This window comes from Roseateles sp. (assembly GCF_036404855.1).
Classification (GTDB): Bacteria; Pseudomonadota; Gammaproteobacteria; order Burkholderiales; family Burkholderiaceae_C; genus Pelomonas.
In genome coordinates, this window is sequence record NZ_DASWYS010000041.1 from 1 (window position 1) to 4,095 (window position 4,095).

The 4,095-nt window shown below is 65.0% G+C and carries 5 protein-coding genes; all 5 read left to right on the top strand.

Annotated features, from left to right (window positions below; all coding sequences use genetic code 11):
• Window positions 1–1,090 (top strand): 23S rRNA (adenine(2503)-C(2))-methyltransferase RlmN (gene rlmN / locus VGF12_RS02555; protein WP_331174480.1); only part of this gene is annotated, 1,090 nt, incomplete at its 5' end.
• Complete coding sequence (pilW, locus tag VGF12_RS02560) at window positions 1,080–1,895, top strand: type IV pilus biogenesis/stability protein PilW (protein ID WP_331174481.1); 816 nt, start codon at window positions 1,080–1,082, stop codon at window positions 1,893–1,895. The genes rlmN and pilW, both read left to right, overlap by 11 nt.
• Window positions 1,892–2,701 (top strand): RodZ domain-containing protein, encoded by an 810-nt coding sequence (locus VGF12_RS02565; protein ID WP_331174482.1) that lies wholly within the window; start codon window positions 1,892–1,894, stop codon window positions 2,699–2,701. The genes pilW and VGF12_RS02565 overlap by 4 nt, the downstream gene beginning before the upstream one ends.
• Window positions 2,702–2,761: 60 nt before the next feature.
• Window positions 2,762–3,397, top strand: a complete 636-nt coding sequence (locus VGF12_RS02570) for a YfgM family protein (RefSeq protein ID WP_331174483.1) — start codon at window positions 2,762–2,764, stop codon at window positions 3,395–3,397.
• 23 nt (window positions 3,398–3,420) lie between these two features.
• A partial coding sequence (locus VGF12_RS02575; RefSeq protein ID WP_331174484.1) for a PQQ-binding-like beta-propeller repeat protein occupies window positions 3,421–4,095 on the top strand: 675 nt, incomplete at its 3' end.

Genomic DNA, 4,095 nt, shown 5'->3' on the forward strand with positions numbered 1-4,095 from the left:
CGGCAAGCTCGGCGAGCAGAAGTTCCGTGCGCACCAGGTGATGAAGTGGATCCACCATCGCTACGTCACCGACTTCGATCAGATGACCGATCTCGGCAAGAACCTGCGCGCGAAGCTGCAGGAACATGCCGAGGTCGTCGTGCCGCAGGTGGTGTTCGACAAGCCATCTTCTGACGGCACCCACAAGTGGTTGCTGGGCATGGGCGTGGACGGCAAGAATGCCGTCGAAACCGTCTATATCCCCGACAAGAACCGCGGCACGCTGTGCGTGTCGTCGCAGGTGGGCTGTGGCCTGAACTGCACCTTCTGCTCGACGGCCACGCAGGGCTTCAACCGTAACCTGACCACCGCCGAGATCATCGGCCAGGTGTGGGTGACCGCACGCCATTTGGGCAATGTGCCTGCGCAGAACCGTCGCCTCACCAACGTGGTGATGATGGGCATGGGCGAGCCCCTGCTGAATTTCGACAACGTCGTGCGTGCGATGAATATCATGCGCGACGACTTGGGTTACGGCCTGGCCAGCAAGCGCGTCACGCTCTCGACGTCCGGCCTCGTGCCGATGATCGATCGCCTGTCCACCGAAACCGATGTGTCGCTGGCCGTCTCGCTGCATGCGCCCAATGACGCGCTGCGTGAGCAGTTGGTGCCGCTCAACAAGAAATATCCGATCGCCGAGCTGATGGCCTCCTGTGTGCGCTACCTGCGCGCGAACAAGAAGCGCGACTCGGTGACATTCGAATACACGCTGATGAAGGGCGTGAACGACCAGCCCGAGCACGCGCGCCAGCTCGCGCAGCTGATGCGCAAGTTCAGCAATGCCGCGCAACTGAAGGATGCCGGCAAGGTCAATCTCATCCCGTTCAATCCATTCCCCGGCACGCGTTACGAGCGTGCGCCGGAAGAAGACATCCGCGCGTTCCAGAAGCTGCTGCTGGACGCGCAGGTGCTGACGATGGTGCGCCGCACGCGCGGCGACGACATCGATGCCGCCTGCGGTCAGCTCAAGGGGCAGGTGATGGATCGCACGCGCCGCCAGGCGGAGTTCCGTCGCCAACTGCAGGAACAGGGCATCGACGATGCGGCATAAGGCGATCTGCCTGCTGCTGATTCCGCTCCTGCTGGCGACCGCCTGCAGTCGATTCACCTTCGTTCGCTCCAAGATGGAGCGCAAGGACGGTGAACAACTTTCCCAGGACTACTCCGTCAAGGACAGTCCCGAAGTGAAGCGCCGCCAATCCGTGCAGATGATGCTGGCCCGCTCGGTACAGCGCCTGCAGGCGGGCGATCTTGACACCGCCGAGAAGGAAGCCCGCGGCGCCCTGAAGCTGGTGCCCGATTCGGCCGATGCTGTGACGATGCTGGCCGTGGTCGCGGATCGTCGTGGCCAGGCCGAAGCGGCAGGCCAGCACTATCGCCGGGCAGCGGAACTAGCGCCGGGGCAAGGTGCCGCCCAGAACAACTACGGTACTTGGCTTTGTGCAAACGGCTTCGCGGCCGAATCGCTGGTCTGGTTCGACAGGGCGATACAGGCACCCGGTTACAACACCCCTGAAGTCGCACAGGCCAACGCCGGCAACTGCGCCTTGGCGGTCGGCCAACTCGAGCGCGCCGAGGGGGACCTGCGGAAAGCGCTGTCGCGCGATCCGGCCAACGCCACCGCGCTCGGGGCAATGGCCGAAATCGAGTTCCGTCGCCAGCAGTACCTGGCCGCGCGGGCGTTTGTCGAACGAAGGCTGGCTGCGGGGCCAGCTTCCGTGGCGGTGTTGAAACTCGCATCACAGATCGAGGAAAGACTCGGCGACAAGGCCGCTGCCAGTCGATATGTTCAGCGCATTCGGGCGGAGTTCCCCGACGCGCGGGACGTCACAACCGGGGGAAATGCAGGGCCATGATGGATACGGTAAGTGGGGGCATGCCGCAGGGGTGCGGCGATGCACTGCGGTCGGCGCGCGAGCAGGCCGGCCTGTCGATACAGGATGTCAGCCAACGGCTGAAGATGCCGGTCAAGGTCGTCCAGGCCCTGGAAGCAGGGCAGTGGGACCAGTCCGGTGGTGCCGTGTTCGTTCGCGGCCAGCTGCGCAGCTACGGACGCCTGCTCAAGGTGGACGTGGAGCCATTCCTGCATCAGGCGGAAACGGCGGTGACGCCGCCGGCTGAACTGGTCAGTCATGGCCATACGCCGCCCCTGCAATACTTCTTCGAAAGCTTCAAGCGTAGGGCGATCTACCTGGTGCTGACGCTGGTGATCGTGACGCCGATCTGGATGGCGCTGCGGCCGGCCTCCAACCCAACGCCGGCTGCTGCAACGGCCTCGCTCGATGTCGTGCCGGAAGCCGCCGCGGACGCCCCGGGCGTAAGCGCGTCCGCCACGCCGCCGAGTCGCCCGCAGGCGACGCCCATCGTCGCGTCCATGACGCCGATGCCTCGCAGTGCGGCATGGCTGTCGCTGACGTTCAAGGGCGACAGCTGGGTCGAGATCACTGCCCCCGATGGCCGCAGGCTGGAGCAAGCGCTGGTACGTTCCGGCGAGGAACGTCGCTATGCGCAGGGCGAAGTCGGGCGTATCAAGTTGGGCGATGCCACGGCGGTCGAGGTTCAGCAAGCGGGGAGTACGGTGGATCTGACGCCGTTCCAACGAGCTAACGTCGCACGCTTTACGGTATCCTCTGAGGGTTCCCTAGCGCCGGTCGGTGACTGACCCGCGTACGGGTCTGTCCAACCTAGACCAAGACCCCGCTTAGACGGGGCAAGAGAGCGCATGGCGATTGATGATCTGCTCGACGAGCACGAACAAAGCGAACGCGTCCGCAGCTGGCTGAGGAGCAACGGCGTCGGCCTGCTGGGCGGCGTGGCCCTTGGCCTTGCGGTTATCTTCGGCTGGCAATGGTGGAAGAACGGCCAGCAGGGCAAGCAGGAACAGGCTTATCAGGATTACCAGGCGGCCGTGGAAGGGCTCGCCAAGGACGATCTGAAGCAGGCAAAGACCGCGGTCGATGCGTTGGCCAAGGAAGACGAGGTCTACGCGGATGTCGCCGGCCTGCAGTTGGCCAAGGCACAGGTCCAGGCGGGCGAGCGTGATGCCGCCATCGCCACACTGCGCGGCCTGACAGCCGATGCTTCGTTGCAGCCGCTGGTCAACCTGCGTCTGGCCCGACTGTTGATCGACAGCGGCAAGCATGACGAAGCCCTCAAGCTGCTGGACAAGGCCAGCGATGCTTCGAGCCTCGAAGTACGCGGTGACGCGCTGTTCGCGACCGGCAAGACCAAGGAAGCGCAAGACGCTTACTCGCGCGCCCTGACCACGCTGGACGTGGCTTCGCCGCAGCGTCGTATCGTCGAACTGAAACTCGTGCACGCAGGCGGCACGCTGCCCAAGACTGGGGGTGCCGCGTGAGTCGCTCTTCCCGTAAGACCATGGTGAGCCGCGCGCTGGCCGCCACCGCACTGGTGCTGATCCTCGGCGGCTGCAGCACCATCAAGGGTTGGTTTGGCAGCAAGCAAGACGGAAAGCCCAGCGAGCCCGCGGAATTGGTCGACATCACGCCAAGCGTCGCGGTCTCCAAGCTGTGGAGCGCGAACGCCGGCAAGGGCGAGGAGCGCCTGGGCCTCCAGCAGACGCCGGCGATCGACGGTGGTCGCGTGTACACCGCGGCGGTGGAAGGGGGCGTGCGCGCCTTTGACCTGCAGACCGGCAAGCAAGTGTGGCAGTACAAGTCGGACCTCCGTCTTTCCGGTGGGCCTGGCGCAGGGCAGGGCTTGGTCGTGGTCGGTACATTGAATGGGCAGGTGATCGCCCTGGACGCCACCACCGGCGCCGAAAAGTGGCAGGTCAAGGTGCCCAACGAAGTCATTTCGGCGCCTGCGATCGCCCAGGGGCTCGTGTTCGTCCGTACCAACGATGGTCGCGTGTCGGCGCTCAGTGTCGAGACCGGTGAGCGTCGCTGGTTCTGGACCCATGAGCTGCCCAGTCTGACGGTGCGCGGCAATGCGCCCGTCGTGGCGGGGCCCGGCGTGCTTTTCGCAGGCAGCGACGACGGCACGCTAACGGCGCTTTCGGCGAATGACGGTCGTCCGCTGTGGACACAGACGGTC